Here is a 16290-nt window from a genome sequence, read left to right as displayed (position 1 = left end):
TCCCCGCGCGGCGTTATTACCTCGGCGTACGCTTTCGCTCCTCGGCGTCCACTGTCTCACACGACACTGGGCCGGAAGTGACTTCTTCCTCCGAGAAACTTCCGCCTTCATCAAGTGCGCATTCGAATTCGAGGTACATCTTTCGGCTTGCCCAGTTGATCGCGAACTTGCCTGCCCCAAGGTGACGAGCCAGTGCGGCTCCTGCCGCCTCCACCGAAAGGGGGTCGGCGGCCTCCGACAACTCCGACCCAAGCCCAAGCGCGGCGAGGTCCAACTCCTGTAGCGTCGACTGAAGCCGGGACAGGGAGGTTCCAAGGGCCTCGACGGTCTCGTGGAGCGGAACCGGCTCCATGTGTGCGGCGAGCTCGCGCATTGTCTCCACCTCGCGGTTCCACTCACCGTCCAAGAACAGCGAATCGCCGTCGAACACGACCGCCGACGTCGTCTCTCGGCGAGCTCCGTCGCTATCGCGGAACCTGACGCTGTCCTGTGCCGGCGGTGCCAGCGCGGGGTCGACGGAGGTCACGTTCGATTGATCGGTGCAGTAGGTCAGGCCGCCCGCCAGCAGGCAGACGGCGCCGCACCGCAGGGTGATGCACAGCCATCGCGGCGTCTCCGGCGGTCTCCTGTTCGTCATGATCACGCGAAGTCTCCTTTCCAGCTGCGACGCGCGGCCGCAGCGATCGACCGTACTCGCGAAGGTCAGCGGTCCCGGGGCCGGGGTCGTGGACATGAAGTCGATCACCCGGAGCAGGGCCCCGGCGTACATCCGTGGTTCGCCGTCGATCGTGGCCACGGCCAGCGCGTCACAGCACAACTCCTCCGACGCCCGCAACCTTCGCCGGGCCCACCAGGCGACGGGGTTCCACCAGAAGGCGGCGCACGCCAGCCACTCGAGCCAGCGGACGACGTGATCGCGCCGCTGGACGTGGGCGAGTTCATGCGCCAGGATGCAGCGCAGTTCGACCCCATCCATCGCGGGCAGCAAGGGCGAGGGAAGGAGGATCCGGGCCTTCCCTCCGGCCCACCACACCACGGGGGACACTTGCGCCGGTGTGGCGTAAACCGTTGGGACCGCGCCCAGTCCGAGGTTGCGGGCGATCTTCTGCGCGGTGCGCTGGACCGAGGGCGGCGCGACCTTCGACGCTCTCAGGAGCGAACGGTGGAAACGCAGCGTGCGAACGAGCGTCCAGCCGAGGACGGAAGCGGTGCCCAGCAGCCAGAGCCAGACGAGCCCCTCCTTGCCGTGACTCTTGAGCCAGCCGACAAGGATGACCCCCGCCAATGGCGTCGGGTCCGCCCCCGACAAGCCCACGGCCGCGACGGGGGCGACGGGATCGGCCTCCCCCGCCCAGATTGGAATCGAGACGAGCGGAGGCACGAGCAGGGCTGCGAGTGGCAGCAACCACAGCCCGTGGGCCAAAGACGGCCAGCCGAGGCGGCGCTGCACGATCCACGCGACTCCGGCAAGGCCGACGGACAGCACCAGCTTGCTGGCCCCAATCTGGAGGATCAGGTCCGTCATCTCTCGCTCCACGTTGACCACGCTACCGACGACATGTCGTAACTTTACGACGTGATGTCGTAAACAGCAACTCCGGCCATGCTCCAAGCCCGATTCGCGCGAGCTGCAGTTTCAGATTTCGGTCGGTTTGCCTACTGTATATCGGTTGTAATGGTCGTTGGGTGGGGTGGCCGGTGCCGGTTCCTTCGCCCGGGCCTCCCTCCCGCGGAACCCCCTGCCACACGAGGTAATCAAGATGCGTACGCGCTCAGGGCTCCCAGGAAGTCTGTCGCTCGCGGCGGTGATCGCCCTCATCGCCACACCCCTCCCCGCGCTCGCCCAGGATGGCGACATGGCGGCGGCCGTCGCCGCGCTCGAGTGGCGCGAGATCGGCCCCACCATCATGGGCGGCCGCATTGCGGACATCGCGGCCGTCGAGTCCGATCCGTCCATCTTCTACGTCGGCGTGGCGACGGGCGGCGTGTGGAAGACGATCAACGGCGGGTCGACCTTCGAGTCGATGTTCGACGAGCAGCCAATGCTGTCGGTCGGGGACATAACCCTCGCCCCCTCGAATCCGAACGTCGTGTGGGTCGGGTCGGGAGAGCCGCAGAACCGGCAGTCCTCGCCATGGGGGATGGGCGTGTTCCGGTCGACGGACGCCGGCCGGACCTGGACCCATCTCGGACTCGAGGCGACGAACCACATCTCCCGCATCCAGGTGCACCCGCGGAATCCGGACGTGGCGTACGTGGCCGCGATGGGCCGGCTGTGGGGCTCGAACCCCGAGCGCGGCGTGTACCGGACGATGGACGGCGGCGAGACGTGGGAGTTGGTCCTGCACGTCGACGAGCACACGGGGGCGATCGACCTCGCCATGGATCCAGCCGATCCGATGACGCTGTTCGCGGCCATGTACCAGCGGCAGCGCACGCTGTGGGGCTTCAACGGCGGCGGGCCGGGCAGCGGCATCTACCGGACGATGGACGGCGGAGAAAACTGGACGAAGCTCGCCGGTGGCCTGCCGGAGGGTGACCTTGGCCGCATCGGGCTCGACATCTACCGCCGCGACGGGAACGTCGTCATGGCGATCGTCGAAGCCGACGCGCGCGCCCCGGGGCAGGGCGGCGGTCCGCAGGGTCCCGGAGACCCCGACCGCAAGACGGGGACCTACAAGTCGACCGACCGCGGCGAGACGTGGGTGCAGACCAGCACGACCAACAACCGTCCCATGTACTACAGCCAGATCCGCATCGATCCGAACGATCCGGAGCGGGTCTACCTGGGCGGCGGGAACCTGTACCGCTCCTCCGACGGCGGGAACAACTTCACGCCGGACGCGTCCTCGGAGGTCCACTCCGATCACCACGCGCTGTGGATCGATCCTTCGAACTCCGACCACCTGATCCTGGGCGGTGACGGGGGCGTCTCGGTCAGCTGGGATCGCTCCGACAGCTGGCGCCAGCTCCGCAATCTCCCGCTGGCGCAGTTCTATGAGATCGGGGTCGACAACCGCGACCCGTACCACGTGTGCGGCGGTCTGCAGGACAACGGCTCGTGGTGCGGCCCCTCGGACACCTGGTCCAATCAGGGGATCCGGCCGCGCGACTGGTACAACGTGGGGAGCGGCGACGGCTACTTCACCGTCCTCCACCCCGACGGCGAGACGATGCTTGCGGAGTCACAGAACGGGAACCTCATGCGGACGAACCTGAAGACGGGCGAGCGCCTGCGGATGCGCCCGCTGGGACGCCCCGGAGAGGATGAAGAGGATCCGCCCGATTACCGCTGGAACTGGGACACGCCGGTCGAGGTCTCGCCGAGCGACCCGAATACGGTCTACTACGGCGGCAACGTGGTGTTCAAATCGACGGACTACGGGCAGACGTGGGAGCAGATCTCCCCCGACCTGACGAAAGGACATCGACCGGCAGACGCTCGAGATCATGGGCGTCCTCGGCTCCGAACCGATGATGTCGGCGAACGACGGGACGTCGACCTTCGGCAACATGATCTCGATCGAGGAATCGCCGCTCGACCCGATGGTGGTCTACGCGGGTACGGACGACGGGAACCTCCAGGTCACCCGGGACGGCGGGGCCACGTGGACGAACGCGGCGCTGAACATGCCGGGCGTGCCGGACCAGCTGTACATGACCCGGATCGTCGCCTCGCACGCCGACGCCGGGACCGTGTGGGTGGCGGGCGACAACCACCGCAACGACGACATGGCGCCGTACCTGTACGTCTCGAACGACTTCGGGGAGTCGTGGCGGGCGATCACGGACGGGATCCCGGACGGATGGTCGATGAACGCGCTCCAGCAGCACCCGCGCGCGGCCAACCTCCTCTTCGCCGGCAACGAGATCGGGACCTACTTCTCGGTCGACGCCGGGAACTCGTGGCACCCGCTGCGCCAGAACATGCCGCCGGTGCCGGTGGACGACATCAAGATCCAGGAGCGCGAGAACGACCTCGTCATCGGCACGCACGGGCGCGGGATCTGGATCATGGAGGACGTCACCCCGCTCGAAGAGCTGAGCCAGGCGGTGCTCGCCTCCGAGGTGCACCTGTTCTCGACCCAGTCGGCGGTCGCCTACAACCCGTACACGCCGCAGGGCTGGACGCCGGGGACCTTCGAGGTGGACAACCCGCCACAGGGCGCCCGGATCCGTTATTGGCTGGGCAGCGACCTGCCGGACGCTCCGATGGCCGACGACGATGAGTCGAACATGATGGGCCGGGTGGCCGGTTCGGGTGGTCCGTCGGCCAGCGGCGGCTCGTCCGACGACGCCGGTGCCGCCATGGCCGGGAACGCCACGATCACGATCCTCGACTCGGACGGCTCCGTGATCCGGGAACTCGAGGGCGGCGGCGACCGCGGCCTCAACGAGGTCATCTGGGATCTGCGCTACGAGCCTCCGCCGGCTGCGCCGGGCGGCGGCAACTTCTTCCGCGCCGGCGCCGCTGCACCCAAGGTCCTCCCGGGGACGTACACGGCCCGGCTGGAGGCGGCAGGGCAGACTGAGGAAACGTCCGTCACGGTGCGGCTCGACCCGCGGGTGAACATCAGCCGGAGCGATCTCATGGCGCGGCAGGAGGCCGTCATGAGCGCCTACGCGCTGGCGAAGCCGACGAACGAGGGGCTGCAGTCGTTGAACCAGCTCCGCGATCATCTGTCGGCCATCGAGGATCAACTCGAGGGCCACGACGTATCCGAGTCGCTGACGGCGGAGGTGGAGGCAGTGGGCGAGGAGCTGGACGCGATCGGAGAGGAACTCGACAGCGCCCGGTCGGGCGCGGGAGTGTCCGGCGGTCTGTCCGGATACCATACCGCGCCGACCGCGGACATGCTGTGGCAGCTCGAACGGGGGTGGGATGTGCTGCCCGGCGCGATCGGTCGTCTCAACGACATGATCGAGGACCGGATGCCGGCGCTCTACGCGGCGCTGCAGGCGGCGGGAGTCCGCCCTGACCTCGGAGATCCCGTCGAGGTACCGGTTCCGCCCATGCGCTGACGGTCCGCTCCAGCCGGAAGCTGTCAGGGCTTCAGTAACGACCGCCCGCCGCGAGCCCGGAGATTCGGGCCACGCGGCGGGCGGTGTCGCTTCCGGCCGGCGCCCCGTTTCAGATTCCGTTCCGGGGCTCTACTGTCAATCAGTCGTATCGTCGTCGGGTGGGGTGGCCGTGTCGGGTCCTTCGCCCGCGCCGCTCTCTCCCCGCGGGACCCCCGTCCAAGTGAGGTCATCGAGATGCGTACGCGCTCAACGCTCGCGGTTTCGCTGTCGTTCGTCCCGCTGCTGGCAGTCATCGCCGGGCCATGTACCGCACTGGCCCAGGACTCCGATATGGCGGCGGCCGTCGCCGCGCTCGAATGGCGTGAGATCGGCCCGACGATCATGGGCGGCCGGATCGCGGACATCGCGGTCGTCGAGTCCGATCCGTCCACCTTCTACGTCGGTGTGGCGACGGGCGGCCTGTGGAAGACGACCGACCACGGGACGACCTTCGAGCCCGTCTTCGACGACCAGCCGATGCTGTCGATCGGGGATGTGACCGTGGCCCCCTCCAACCCGAACGTCGTGTGGGTGGGGTCGGGCGAGCCGCAGAACCGGCAGAGTTCCCCCTGGGGGATGGGTGTGTTCCGCTCGACGGACGCCGGCCGCACCTGGACGCACCTGGGCCTCGACAATACGCACCACATCTCGCGCATTCAGGTCGACCCCGGGAACCCGGACATGGCCTACGTCGCCGCCATGGGCCACCTGTGGGGCTCGAACTCCGAGCGCGGCGTGTACCGGACGATGGACGGGGGCCGGACGTGGCAGTTGGTGCTCTACGTCGATGAGCATACGGGGGCGATCGATCTGGCCATGGATCCGGCCGATCCGAAAACGCTGTTCGCTGCCATGTACCAGCGACAGCGCAAGGTGTGGGGGTTCAACGGCGGCGGGCCCGGCAGCGGCCTCTACCGGACCACGGACGGCGGTGACACCTGGACGCGGCTTGCCGACGGCTTGCCGGAGGGTGGCCTCGGCCGCATCGGGATCGACATCTACCGGCGCGACGGCAACCTCTTGATGGCGATCGTCGAGGCCGACAAGCGGGCTCCCGGACAGGTTGGCGGGCCGGAGGACGAAGACGCGAACCGCCTGACGGGGGTATACAAGTCGACCGACCGCGGCGAGACGTGGACGCAGGTCAGTACGACCAACAACCGTCCCATGTACTACAGCCAGATCCGCATCGACCCCAACGACCCCGAGCGCGTCTATCTCGGTGGACGTGACCTGTACCGGTCCTCCGATGGGGGGAACCACTTCACGCCCGACGCGGCCTCGGACGTCCACCCCGACCACCACGCGCTGTGGATCAACCCGGCGAACTCCGACCACCTCATTCTGGGTGGTGATGGGGGCGTCTCGATCAGTTGGAACCGCTCGGGCACCTGGCGCCAACTCCGCAACCTGCCGCTCGCGCAGTTCTACGAGATCGACATCGACGACCGCGAGCCGTACCACGTGTGCGGCGGCCTGCAGGACAACGGCTCGTGGTGTGCCCCGTCGGAGACGTGGTCGGACCACGGAATCCGGCCGCGCGACTGGTACAACGTGGGGATGAGCGATGGCTACTTCACGGTCCTCCACCCCGATGGCGAGACGATGCTCGTTGAGGCCGAGGACGGGAGGCTGATGCGGACGAACTTGAAGACGGGCGAGCGTCTGTGGATACGACCCCTGGGACGCCCGGAAGAAGATGCGGAAAATCCGCCCGACTATCGCTGGAACTGGAACGCGCCGATCGAAGTGTCGCCGAGCCGTCCGTCGACGGTCTACATCGGCGGGAACATCCTCTTCAGGTCTACCGACTACGGGCAGACCTGGGAGCAGATCTCGCCCGACCTCACGAAGAACATCGATCGCGAGACGCTCGAGATCATGGGCGTCCTCGGCTCCGAACCGATGATGTCGGCCAACGACGGCACGACCAGCTTCGGGAGCCTGATCTCGATCGAGGAGTCACCGCTCGACCCGATGGTCGTCTACGTGGGCACCGACGATGGGAACCTTCAGGTGACGCGCGATGGCGGCGCGACGTGGACGAACACAGCGCCGAACATGCCGGGCGCGCCCGACCAGTTGTACATGACGCGCATCGTCGCCTCGCACGCCGATGCCGGCACCGTGTGGGTGGCGGGGGACAACCACCGCGATGACGACATGGCTCCGTATGTGTACGTCTCGAACGACTTCGGCGAATCGTGGAGGGCGATCACGAACGGGCTGCCGGACGGGTGGTCGCTGAATGCTCTGCAGCAACACCTGCGGGCGGCGAACCTCCTCTTCGCCGGCAACGAGATCGGGACCTACTTCTCGATCGACGCGGGCAACTCGTGGCACCCGCTGCGGCGGAACATGCCGCCCGCGCCAGTGGACGACATCAAGATCCAGGCGCGCGAGAACGACCTCGTCGTCGGCACGCACGGACGCGGGATCTGGATCATGGAGGACATCACGCCGCTGGAAGAGATGAGCCGGGCGGTGCTCGCCTCCGACGCACACCTCTTCTCGACCCAGGCGGCTGTGGCCTATAATTCCTACGCGCCGCAGAGCTTCACGCCCGGCATCTTCGAGGCCGAGAACCCACCGCCGGGCGCACGCATCCGCTACTGGCTGGGGAGTGACCTTCCCGAGGCGCCGGAGAGCACGACGGTCACGATCCTGAACGGGGACGGCGAGGTGCTCCGCACCCTCGAGGGGGGCGGGACGCACGGTCTGCACGAGGTGATGTGGGATCTGCGCCTCGAGCCGGTGCCGCCCACGTTGGGAGGCGGGGATTTCTACCGCGCCGCCGCTACGGCTCCCAGGGTACTGCCCGGAACGTATACGGCCCGGCTCGAGGCGGCGGGCCACACGCTCGAGACGTCCGTCACCGTGCGGCTCGATCCGCGCCTCAACATCGGTTGGGACGAGCTGACCGCGCGGCAGGAAGCGCTCATGCGCGCCTATGAACTGGCGAAACCGACGAACGAGGGTCTGCAGGCGGCGGCCCGGCTGCGGGGGCACCTGTCCGACATCGGAGCCTGGATCGAGGGCCATGACGCGGCGGAGTGGTTGATGGCCGAAGTCGAGGCGATCGGCGAGGAGCTGGACGCGATCGGCGAGGCACTCGAGCGTGCCCACACGGGCGCGGACGTATCCGGCTCGCTCTCCGGATACCACACGGCGCCGACAGCCGACATGCTGTATCAGATCGAGCGCGGCGGGGGGGCGCTGCCGGGCGCCATCGACCGGCTCAACATCCTCATCGAGGACCGGATGCCGGCGCTCTACGCGGCGCTGGGGGCGGAGGCGGTCCGCCCCGACCTCGGCGCTCCGATCAAGATGCCGGTTCGGCCGATGCGTGGAAGGTCCGCGGCGGCCCGGGGGCTTGGGCTTCCGACCGCCCCGTCGCCATAATGCGCCGAAACTCGTCACGCAGTCAGCCCGCGGTACCATGCGGTAAGACATAAGGAGAGTCCGAACATGTCGTTTCTCGCCCCCTCCAGGATCCTGGCCCGCCGCGCGCTGCCGGCCATCGCGATGGTACTTGCGCTCGTGGCGGCCCAGTCCGCCCTCGCCCAGGAACTGACGACACCCGAGGCCTTCTTCGGGCACCGGGTCGGCGCCGACTACGAACTCCCGGACTACGGCGATCTGACTCGCTACTGGGAGACGCTGGCCGCCGAATCGCCGCGCATGACGCTGCAGTCGATCGGTAAGACGGCTGAGAGCCGCGACCAGCTCATGGCCATCGTCACCTCCCCCGAGAACCACGCGAACCTCGACGAGTACCGGGAGATATCCGCCCGGCTCGCTCGTGCGAACGGGGTGTCCGAGGACGAGGCGCGGGACCTCGCGAAGCGCGGAAAGGCGGTCGTGTGGATCGACGGCGGCCTCCACGCGACGGAGGTCCTGGGCGCGCAGCAGTTGATGGAGACGCTGTGGCAGTTCGTGAGCGGGACGGACGACGAGACGATGCGGATCCTCGACGACGTCATCATCCTCTTCGTCCATGCGAACCCGGACGGGATGGACCTCGTCTCGAACTGGTATACGCGAATCGAAGAGAAAACCGAGCGCTCCACGCGCGGGATCCCCGTCCTGTACCAGAAGTATGTGGGACACGACAACAACCGCGACTTCTACGCGTCCTTCCAGCCGGAATCCGAGAACATGAACCGGCAGATGTACCGGACGTGGTATCCCCAGATCGTCTACAACCACCACCAGACGGGGCCGACGGGGACCGTCCTCTTCGCCCCGCCGTTCAGGGATCCCTTCAACTACAACATCGACCCCATGGTGATCACCGGGATCGACCTCGTGGGGGCGGCGATGCACTCGCGCTTCACGGCGGAGGACAAGCCTGGAGCGACGCGACGGCGCGGGGCGAACTACTCGACCTGGTGGAACGGCGGCCTGCGCACGATGCCGTACTTCCACAACATGATCGGGCTTCTCACGGAAACGATCGGGAACCCGACCCCCATGGAGATCCCGCTGATCCTCGAGCGGGTGCTGCCCAACGACAATCTGCCCGCGCCGATCGCGCCGCAGCCGTGGCACTTCCGGCAGTCGATCGACTACTCGGTGACCGCGAACAAGGCGGTGCTCGACCTCGCTTCGCGCTACCGGGAGACCTTCCTGTACCGCATCTGGCGCATGGGGATGAACTCGATCGACCGCGGGAGCAAGGACAGCTGGACGATCCAGCCCAAGCGCGTCGACTGGCTCCGCAACGAAATGCGGGCCGGGCAGGGCGAGACGGACTTCGCCCGCAACGTGGGGGGCTTCGGCGGCAGCCGCGGCACGCGCGCCGACTATGACAAGCTCTTCAACCCCGACCTGCGCGACCCGCGCGGATACATCCTCCCCTCGGACCAGGCAGATTTCCCCACGGCGACGAAGTTCGTCAACTCGCTGCTCGAGACCGGGGTCATGGTGGAGCGGGCGACTTCGGACTTCTCGGTGGGGGGGACGCACTATCCGGCCGGTTCCTACGTCGTGCGCGCGGCGCAGGCCTTCCGGCCGCACCTCCTCGACATGTTCGAGCCGCAGGACCACCCGAACGACTTCCTCTATCCGGGGGCACCCCCGACCCCGCCGTACGACAACGCGGGCTGGTCGCTTGCGATCCAGATGGGCGTCGATTTCGACCGCATCCTGGAGGGCTTCGACGGGCCGTTCGAGGAGATCGAGGAGTGGAACGCGAGCCCGATGCCGGGCGTCGTCGCGGACGCGGCGGGCGCGGCCGGCTTCCTGTTCAGCCACGAGGTGAACGACGCGTTCACGGCGATCAACCGGCTGCAGGCCTCGGGGCACGAGGTTTACTGGCTCACCTCCGCGTTCACCGAGGGGGGGAGGACGCACCCGGCCGGCACCTTCTACGTCAAGAGCCGGGGCGGGACCGCCGACCAGGTCGCGTCGATTGCCGGCGAACTGGGCCTCAATTTCCGCGGGCTGACGGAGGACCCGGATGCCGACGCCCTGCGGCTGCGGGAGCCGCAGATCGCGCTCTGGGATACGTACGGCGGTTCGATGCCCTCGGGCTGGATCCGCTGGATCCTCGAGCAATACGGGTTCGCAGACTACGAACTCGTCTTCCCGCAGCGCCTCAACGCGGGGAACCTGAGCGACGACTTCGACGTCATCATCTTCCCGCAGGGCGCCATCGGTTCGCAGTTCGAGGAAGTGTTCGCCGGCGTGCCCGATTCGGTCCGACAGGAGATGATGCGCCAGTTCGGGTTCGGGGCCCCGGATCCCGAGACGATTCCCGCCGAGTACCGCGATCGCCTCGGCCGGGTCTCGCCCGGGGCGACGATGCCGGCGCTCGTCAAGTTCCTGGAGGACGGCGGGTCCATCGTCACCATCGGCGGTTCGACCGATCTCGGAAAGGCGCTCGGCCTCCCGCTCGAGGACCATCTGGTCAATGGCGGACAGCCGCTGAGTCGGGAGGAGTACTACGTGCCCGGGTCGATCCTGGAGGTGTCGTTGGACAACTCCCGGCTCGTCGCGACGGGGGTCCCGTCGCCACTTGCGGTCTCGTTCAACAACAGCCCCGTGTTCAGCCCCTCGGCGCTGGACTCCGGCGCCGCCGCCGCGATGGGGGTGACGCCGCTCGCGTGGTTCGACAGCGACGCGCCGCTGATCAGCGGCTGGGCCTGGGGCCAGGAGTACCTGCAGGGCGGCGTGACGATGGCGGAGGCCGAGGTCGGCGACGGGCACCTGTACCTGTTCGGCCCGCTCATCACGCGCCGCGCGCAGCCGCACGGCACCTTCAAGCTCCTGTTCAACGCCATCGCCCTCTCGAACGCGGAGCCCGACCGGCCGTAAGCCCGCTGCGGGAGGGACGTTGACGCCCCGTTGACGCACGCCGGGAGGCTCGGGAGCGAACGATTCGTGTTCGCTCGCCGCCTCCCGACGGCGTTACCTTTCAGGTCCAACGCAGGGGGGTGCTGTTGAACTGTCTTCGTCACCACGTCCGGTCGCGGAGACCGGCCGGCGCCCAGGCTTACGCCGTGAGGCCCCGTACATGAGCGGCGAACTGATCGCCATCATTGCAGCCGCAATCGCCCTGGCTGCGGCCATCGTGCCCGGTCAACGCGTGCTCCGGGTGGAAGTGCGCACGCTGCGCGGGGACATGCATGGTCTCGAGACGAACCTCACGGGAAGGATGAATCTCCTCGAGACCGATCTCACTGCGCGGATGGCCGAGCTTGACACCGGGCTTACGAGGCAGATGACTCGGCTGGAGACCACGCTCACCGAACGCGTGGCTCGGCTCGAGGGGCTGTTCGAAGGATCGATGCGCGCCCGGGAGCGCGAGCGCGAGCCACGGCACTAGCCGATTCGGAAGTGGCTGGCAGCTCCCCCCCCGCGCCCCGCGCCCTGTCCGTCATCCTCAGCACCTACAGTGCGCCGGACGAGTTGGAACTCACTCTCCGGGGCTACTCAACCCAGACTCGCCGCGACTTCGAGGTGGTGATCGCGGACGACGGCTCGGGGCCGGAGACGCGCGACCGGATCGAGTACATGCGGGAGTCCACCGACCTCTCGATTTCGCACGTGTGGCAGGAGGACCATGGGTTTCGGAAGTGTCGGATCCTGAACCGCGCGATTGTGGCCGCGCGCGGCGGCTATCTTGTCCTCAGCGATGGCGACTGCATCCCGCGGGACGATTTCGTGGAGACGCACGCCGCGCTGGCGAAGCGAGGGCACTTCGTCTCCGGCGGGAGAGTTCGCCTCGCCAGCGACGTGGTGGCCGCGATCGACAGGGAAGCTGTGCTCACGGGGACGTTGTTCGAGGAGACGTGGCTCCGGGAGCGGCAGGCGATCGTCCGGGAGCGTGACCGCCTTAAGCTTACACGCTCCCGGCGCCGGGCGGCCCGGCTCGATCGCCTGACCACGACGCGCGCCACATGGAACGGTCACAACGCGTCGGCCTGGAAGGCGGACCTCCTGCGCGTGAATGGTTTCGACGAACGTATGACCTATCCCGTCGAGGACCGTGAACTCGGCGAGCGCCTTCGCAACGCCGGCATCCGCACGATACAGGCCCGGCACCGGGCGGTGTGCGTGCACGTCGAGCACGCCCGTCCCTGGCTCGATCCCGACGCGCGAGCGCGGAACGAGCGGCTGCGGGCCGAGACGCGGGGCGTGCCGCGGTGGCTGCGGATCTTCGAGGGCCTCGCGCGCGGCCCCGACTGGACGGACGACGGCATCCACAAGGGACCGCGTCCCGCACCGATGCCTGCTGCCGGCTCCCCTCAGTCGTAGCGGTCCACGCCCTGTTCGGGGCGGGTGCCGTCGGAACGCAGGCGGCGCTCGAACCGTTCGCGGCTCGCGGGATCGGGCGGACGTTCCTCGTGCCACAGGTGAAGGACGGGCACGGCGTAGCGCCCCTCCTTGCGCCGGACCCCGTTCCGGATGAGGCGGACGACGAGATCGTTGTCCTCGAAGCCCCAGCCCTCGAAGCCCTCGTCGAACCCGTTCACCGCGAGGAAGTCCGTGCGCCACACGGCGAGGTTACAGCCCTTCACGCCTCGCCACGCGCGCGACGAAACCCGGCGCAGGGGCCCCAGCGGCAGGCGCAGCAGCGCGGTGAACCGGTCCGCCCGCCCGCGCAGCCGCTCGACGAGCCACCGCGCCGAACTCCAGCGCTGGAGCGGGAACTCGCCCCGAAGTGCGAGCCGCGAAAGTTCGCGGTCGAGGCGCACCCGGCTTCCATGGACGAAGCGTCCCCGTTCGGCGAGCCGCGCGTGCCGCCGCAGGTAGTCGGGCCGCACCAGGCAGTCGCCGTCCAGGAAGATCAGGTACGGCAGTTCGGTCGCGGCGGCGGCGCGGTTCCGGACGGCCGCCAGGCGATATCCGCGGTCCTCCTGCCATACATGGTGCAGCGGGAAGTCGACCTCTTCCGCACGCCGCGCGACCAGGGTGCGGGTGTCCGGGCCGGAACCATCGTCCGCCACGACGACTGCAAAGCGCCGATACGTCTGGTCCTCGAGACTCTGCAGCACCGCGTCCAGGGCATCGGGGCACTCGTAGGTGGAGACGATGACCGCGATCGCGGGCCCAGTGCGCGTGGCTGGCTCAGGGGGGGAGGTCACACCGTGTACCCCGCCCGTTCCATGACCGGGCCGAACGCGGCCTCGATGCGGGATGCGACCGCGGGATCCATCTCCTCCTTCCATCCGTCCGTCCGTCCCCGGCGGACGAACCGCCCTTCGCCCCGCGCGCGCCCGATATAGGCCTCGGCACCGTGCCGGTCCTCCACTTCCTTCATCGACTCGAACGCCCCGCGCGTCACCGCCCTCGACAGCCGCGCCTCGAAATTCGGTGAAGACGTTCCCGCGGGAACGTTTCCGGCCGGAACGCGGCCGATGAACTCCGCTACGCGCCGCAGCGCCGCCTCCCGGTCCTCGACAAAATCCTCGAAGCGTGCGATGAGGATCCGATCACTCCCTTCCGCGCGCCACAGCGCCGCCGAGACCTGCCGATCCCAGCGCTCGAGATGCCGGTGCCACGCGGCGAAGGGCGCGGTTCCGGTCAGGTATCCGTCGACGAACACTGGCAGCGCGATGTCGCGGTCGCCGAACATCGTCAAGTACATGTGCCAGAAGGAGACGAGGACCGCCCTCGGATCGCGCACCAGATACACGGTGCCGGGATACCGCCGCGCGTGCCGGGGATACTCGTTCCGGAACACCCGCGGATCCGGCAGGTGCTCCCATGCGGCGATCTCGTGGTCGCGGCCGTGCACGAACGGAACATGGTCCCCGACGTTGTAGAGGGTGACCTCGTGCTCCCGATCGTCGGTCAGGAATACCGCGAGCATGTAGGCGAGCCAGGTGTTTCCCGACTTGGGGTGGCCGACCAGAAACACGTCGCTGGGCCGGAGCGCGCGGAGGAAGCGAGGCTCCCCCAGCCGGTTCTGGAGAGCGGCCCGCAGCCGGTAGTACCCCACCCGGCGCTTGGCTCGCCCGAACCACCGCTTCAGCGCCGGTTGCGCGCCCCGGCGGGCCTTCGGGGGCGGGAGCCGCGGCGACCGGTTCACTTCGCCCACGGCACCGGACGCCCGACCAGTTCCGAGACTTCGTCCGCGTCAAACGCGTACGTGCGCTCGAAGTGGTCGCGCACCCAGTCCGGCATAGGGACGGGGGCGGACGCGTTCACGGGTCTCGCGAGCGAGGCGGGGTCGGGCACCGCGAGGTCCACCTCCAGGAAGCCGAGCAGGTCGCGCAGCAGGGCCTCGGGGCGCCCCTGGATCTCGTCCAGGAAACCGAAGAAGAACTGGTCGCGCGGGTAGTTCGCCAGCCACGCACGCAGGCAGCGCGCGTAGTCGCTGCGCCGGCGGACGGGGTCGCTGTCCAGATAGGCGGTGAGTTCGTCGCGCCCTACCTCTTCCAGGGGCTTCCCGCGCCACCTCGGGAAGCCGTTCCGTGCCTGGGACCACGCTCGCTCGACCGGGTCGCGCATCATGAAGATGAGCTTCGCGTCCGGCATCCACTCGGCCACGCGCCGGATCACGTCGGGTTCAAGGATGGCGTAGGCGGGCGTGATCTCTCCGCGGACTCTCCCTCCGCCCGGCGCGCGGACGAAGCGGGCGAGATATCGCAGCTGGTTGTACCGATCGCGCGCGGAGCCGGTCGCGCCGGGCGCGCGGAGCTTGCGGTCGAAGAAGTGGATCTCCTTACGGCCCATCCGGATGTCGGAGTGCGTAGCGAGGTGCGCGGCCACCCAACTCGTGCCCGCCCGCGTGGCGCCGATGCCGACGAAGCGCGGCATCCCGCGGGACAGCCCGCGCCGCCGAGGCGGCGTCCCGGGTGGCTGACCCGCGTCGCGCGGGGACGCGTCGGGCTCGCCGATCTGGTCGTCGAGGAAGGTGGTGGGCAGGCGCCGATCGCTCCCGTGAGGCCGCCCCCCGCGCAGGCGCTCGAAGCTGGCCCACTCCCGGCGCTTGCGGGGCGAGGGAAACTCCGTCGTTGACCAGTGATCGAACTCCTCCTCGTCCAGGAACTTGAGTTCGTGGAAGCAGGCCGGTGCGAAGCGGTGCGTGCGCAGCCAGCGGGGGCGGATCAACTCCTCCCAGTGTTCCCTCCAATGGAATCTGACGTCGTAGCTGAGCGGGAAGATCCGCACCTCCCGGTTCACCTCTCCCCGCGGTTCACGGAACGTCCAGTCGAGCGCCCGATACACCGTCTGTCCCGCGAGGGACCAGGCGGCGGGCCAGCCGCGGTCGAGTTCGGCGACGAGCCCCGCGAGCGCCCCGCGCCGCTCCCCGGCGAGAACCATGTCCGCGTCCCATTTGCAGACATGGCGGCGCGTGCAGCGCGACAGCGCCCAGTTCGTGAAGTAGACGAGGGAATGCAGCGAATCGGCCGGAGTCCCGGCGTGCTCGGGTCCGAACCGTCCCACCGCGAAGGGATAGGAGTGAACGCGGATCTTCGCCCCCTCCGGACTCGACCCCCGCACATGCCGTACGATCTCGGCCGTCGCGTCCCGGCTTCCGTTGTCGATCACATGGATCTCGTCGAACACGGGGAGAATCGACCGGAGGCAGGACTCGATCTTGGATTCCTCGTCCTTCGCCCGCACGAAGGCGCTCGTCCCCGGCGTCCGACTGCGGCGCGGGAGAACGAAAGAGAACCCCGCGTCCCCTTCGCGGTTTCGGAACTCCATCTGGGCGGGGCGAAACGCGAGCAGCATGAACTCCGGTTTGGCCGACGGGTACCTGTCACCCATCCG

At 68.5% G+C, this 16290-nt stretch carries 9 protein-coding genes and 1 pseudogene; 6 read left to right on the top strand and 4 right to left on the bottom strand.

Going from position 1 to position 16290, the window contains the following annotated elements:
- Positions 1-16: 16 nt before the first annotated feature.
- The gene (locus tag ACN9M6_RS08520) at positions 17-1525 is read right to left on the bottom strand and encodes a M56 family metallopeptidase (RefSeq protein ID WP_419162503.1); all 1509 of its coding nucleotides are present in this window, start codon (positions 1523-1525) and stop codon (positions 17-19) included.
- 235 nt (positions 1526-1760) lie between these two features.
- Between ACN9M6_RS08520 and ACN9M6_RS08515 the strand changes: the two are divergent.
- The 6 genes and pseudogenes from ACN9M6_RS08515 to ACN9M6_RS08490 form a co-directional block, all read left to right on the top strand.
- Positions 1761-2459, top strand: a pseudogene (locus ACN9M6_RS08515) (WD40/YVTN/BNR-like repeat-containing protein); the annotation flags it as partial.
- A gap of 991 nt (positions 2460-3450) precedes the next feature.
- Positions 3451-5022, top strand: coding sequence for a hypothetical protein (locus tag ACN9M6_RS08510; protein WP_419163774.1), 1572 nt, complete (start codon positions 3451-3453; stop codon positions 5020-5022).
- Positions 5023-5256: 234 nt separating this feature from the next.
- Positions 5257-8463 (top strand): VPS10 domain-containing protein, encoded by a 3207-nt coding sequence (locus ACN9M6_RS08505; RefSeq protein ID WP_419162502.1) that lies wholly within the window; start codon positions 5257-5259, stop codon positions 8461-8463.
- Positions 8464-8529: 66 nt separating this feature from the next.
- Positions 8530-11379: a M14 family metallopeptidase gene (locus tag ACN9M6_RS08500; protein ID WP_419162501.1), complete on the top strand. Its 2850-nt coding sequence runs from the start codon at positions 8530-8532 to the stop codon at positions 11377-11379.
- A 199-nt stretch (positions 11380-11578) separates the two neighbouring features.
- A complete protein-coding gene (locus tag ACN9M6_RS08495) occupies positions 11579-11890 on the top strand; it encodes a hypothetical protein (RefSeq protein WP_419162500.1) in 312 nt (103 codons plus the stop codon).
- Positions 11891-11901: 11 nt separating this feature from the next.
- A complete protein-coding gene (locus tag ACN9M6_RS08490) occupies positions 11902-12822 on the top strand; it encodes a glycosyltransferase family 2 protein (protein WP_419162499.1) in 921 nt (306 codons plus the stop codon).
- Here the strand turns inward: ACN9M6_RS08490 and ACN9M6_RS08485 are convergent.
- The 3 genes from ACN9M6_RS08485 to ACN9M6_RS08475 are packed head-to-tail and all read right to left on the bottom strand — an operon-like array spanning position 12813 to position 16287.
- Positions 12813-13652 carry a glycosyltransferase gene (locus ACN9M6_RS08485; RefSeq protein ID WP_419162498.1) on the bottom strand — a complete coding sequence of 280 codons (840 nt, stop codon included), beginning with the start codon at positions 13650-13652 and terminating at the stop codon, positions 12813-12815. The two genes, ACN9M6_RS08490 and ACN9M6_RS08485, sit on opposite strands and share 10 nt — an antisense overlap.
- Positions 13649-14599: a sulfotransferase domain-containing protein gene (locus tag ACN9M6_RS08480; protein ID WP_419162497.1), complete on the bottom strand. Its 951-nt coding sequence runs from the start codon at positions 14597-14599 to the stop codon at positions 13649-13651. Before ACN9M6_RS08480 ends, ACN9M6_RS08485 begins: the two co-directional genes overlap by 4 nt.
- Entirely contained in the window at positions 14596-16287 is a 1692-nt protein-coding gene (locus tag ACN9M6_RS08475; protein WP_419162496.1) for a sulfotransferase, read from the bottom strand. Before ACN9M6_RS08475 ends, ACN9M6_RS08480 begins: the two co-directional genes overlap by 4 nt.
- Positions 16288-16290: the final 3 nt, after the last annotated feature.

This window comes from Candidatus Palauibacter sp., assembly GCF_965197445.1.
Taxonomy (GTDB): domain Bacteria; phylum Gemmatimonadota; class Gemmatimonadetes; order Palauibacterales; family Palauibacteraceae; genus Palauibacter.
This window is presented reverse-complemented; position numbering and strand designations above follow the sequence as displayed.

Bases quoted from the DNA above. Each gene is read 5' to 3' on its own strand.
- ACN9M6_RS08510 (WP_419163774.1), top strand. From the start codon at position 3,451: ATGGGCGTCCTCGGCTCCGAACCGATGATGTCGGCGAACGACGGGACG.
- ACN9M6_RS08505 (WP_419162502.1), top strand. From the start codon at position 5,257: ATGCGTACGCGCTCAACGCTCGCGGTTTCGCTGTCGTTCGTCCCGCTG.
- ACN9M6_RS08495 (WP_419162500.1), top strand. From the start codon at position 11,579: ATGAGCGGCGAACTGATCGCCATCATTGCAGCCGCAATCGCCCTGGCT.
- ACN9M6_RS08475 (WP_419162496.1), bottom strand. From the start codon at position 16,287: ATGGGTGACAGGTACCCGTCGGCCAAACCGGAGTTCATGCTGCTCGCG.
- ACN9M6_RS08520 (WP_419162503.1), bottom strand. From the start codon at position 1,525: ATGACGGACCTGATCCTCCAGATTGGGGCCAGCAAGCTGGTGCTGTCC.
- ACN9M6_RS08500 (WP_419162501.1), top strand. From the start codon at position 8,530: ATGTCGTTTCTCGCCCCCTCCAGGATCCTGGCCCGCCGCGCGCTGCCG.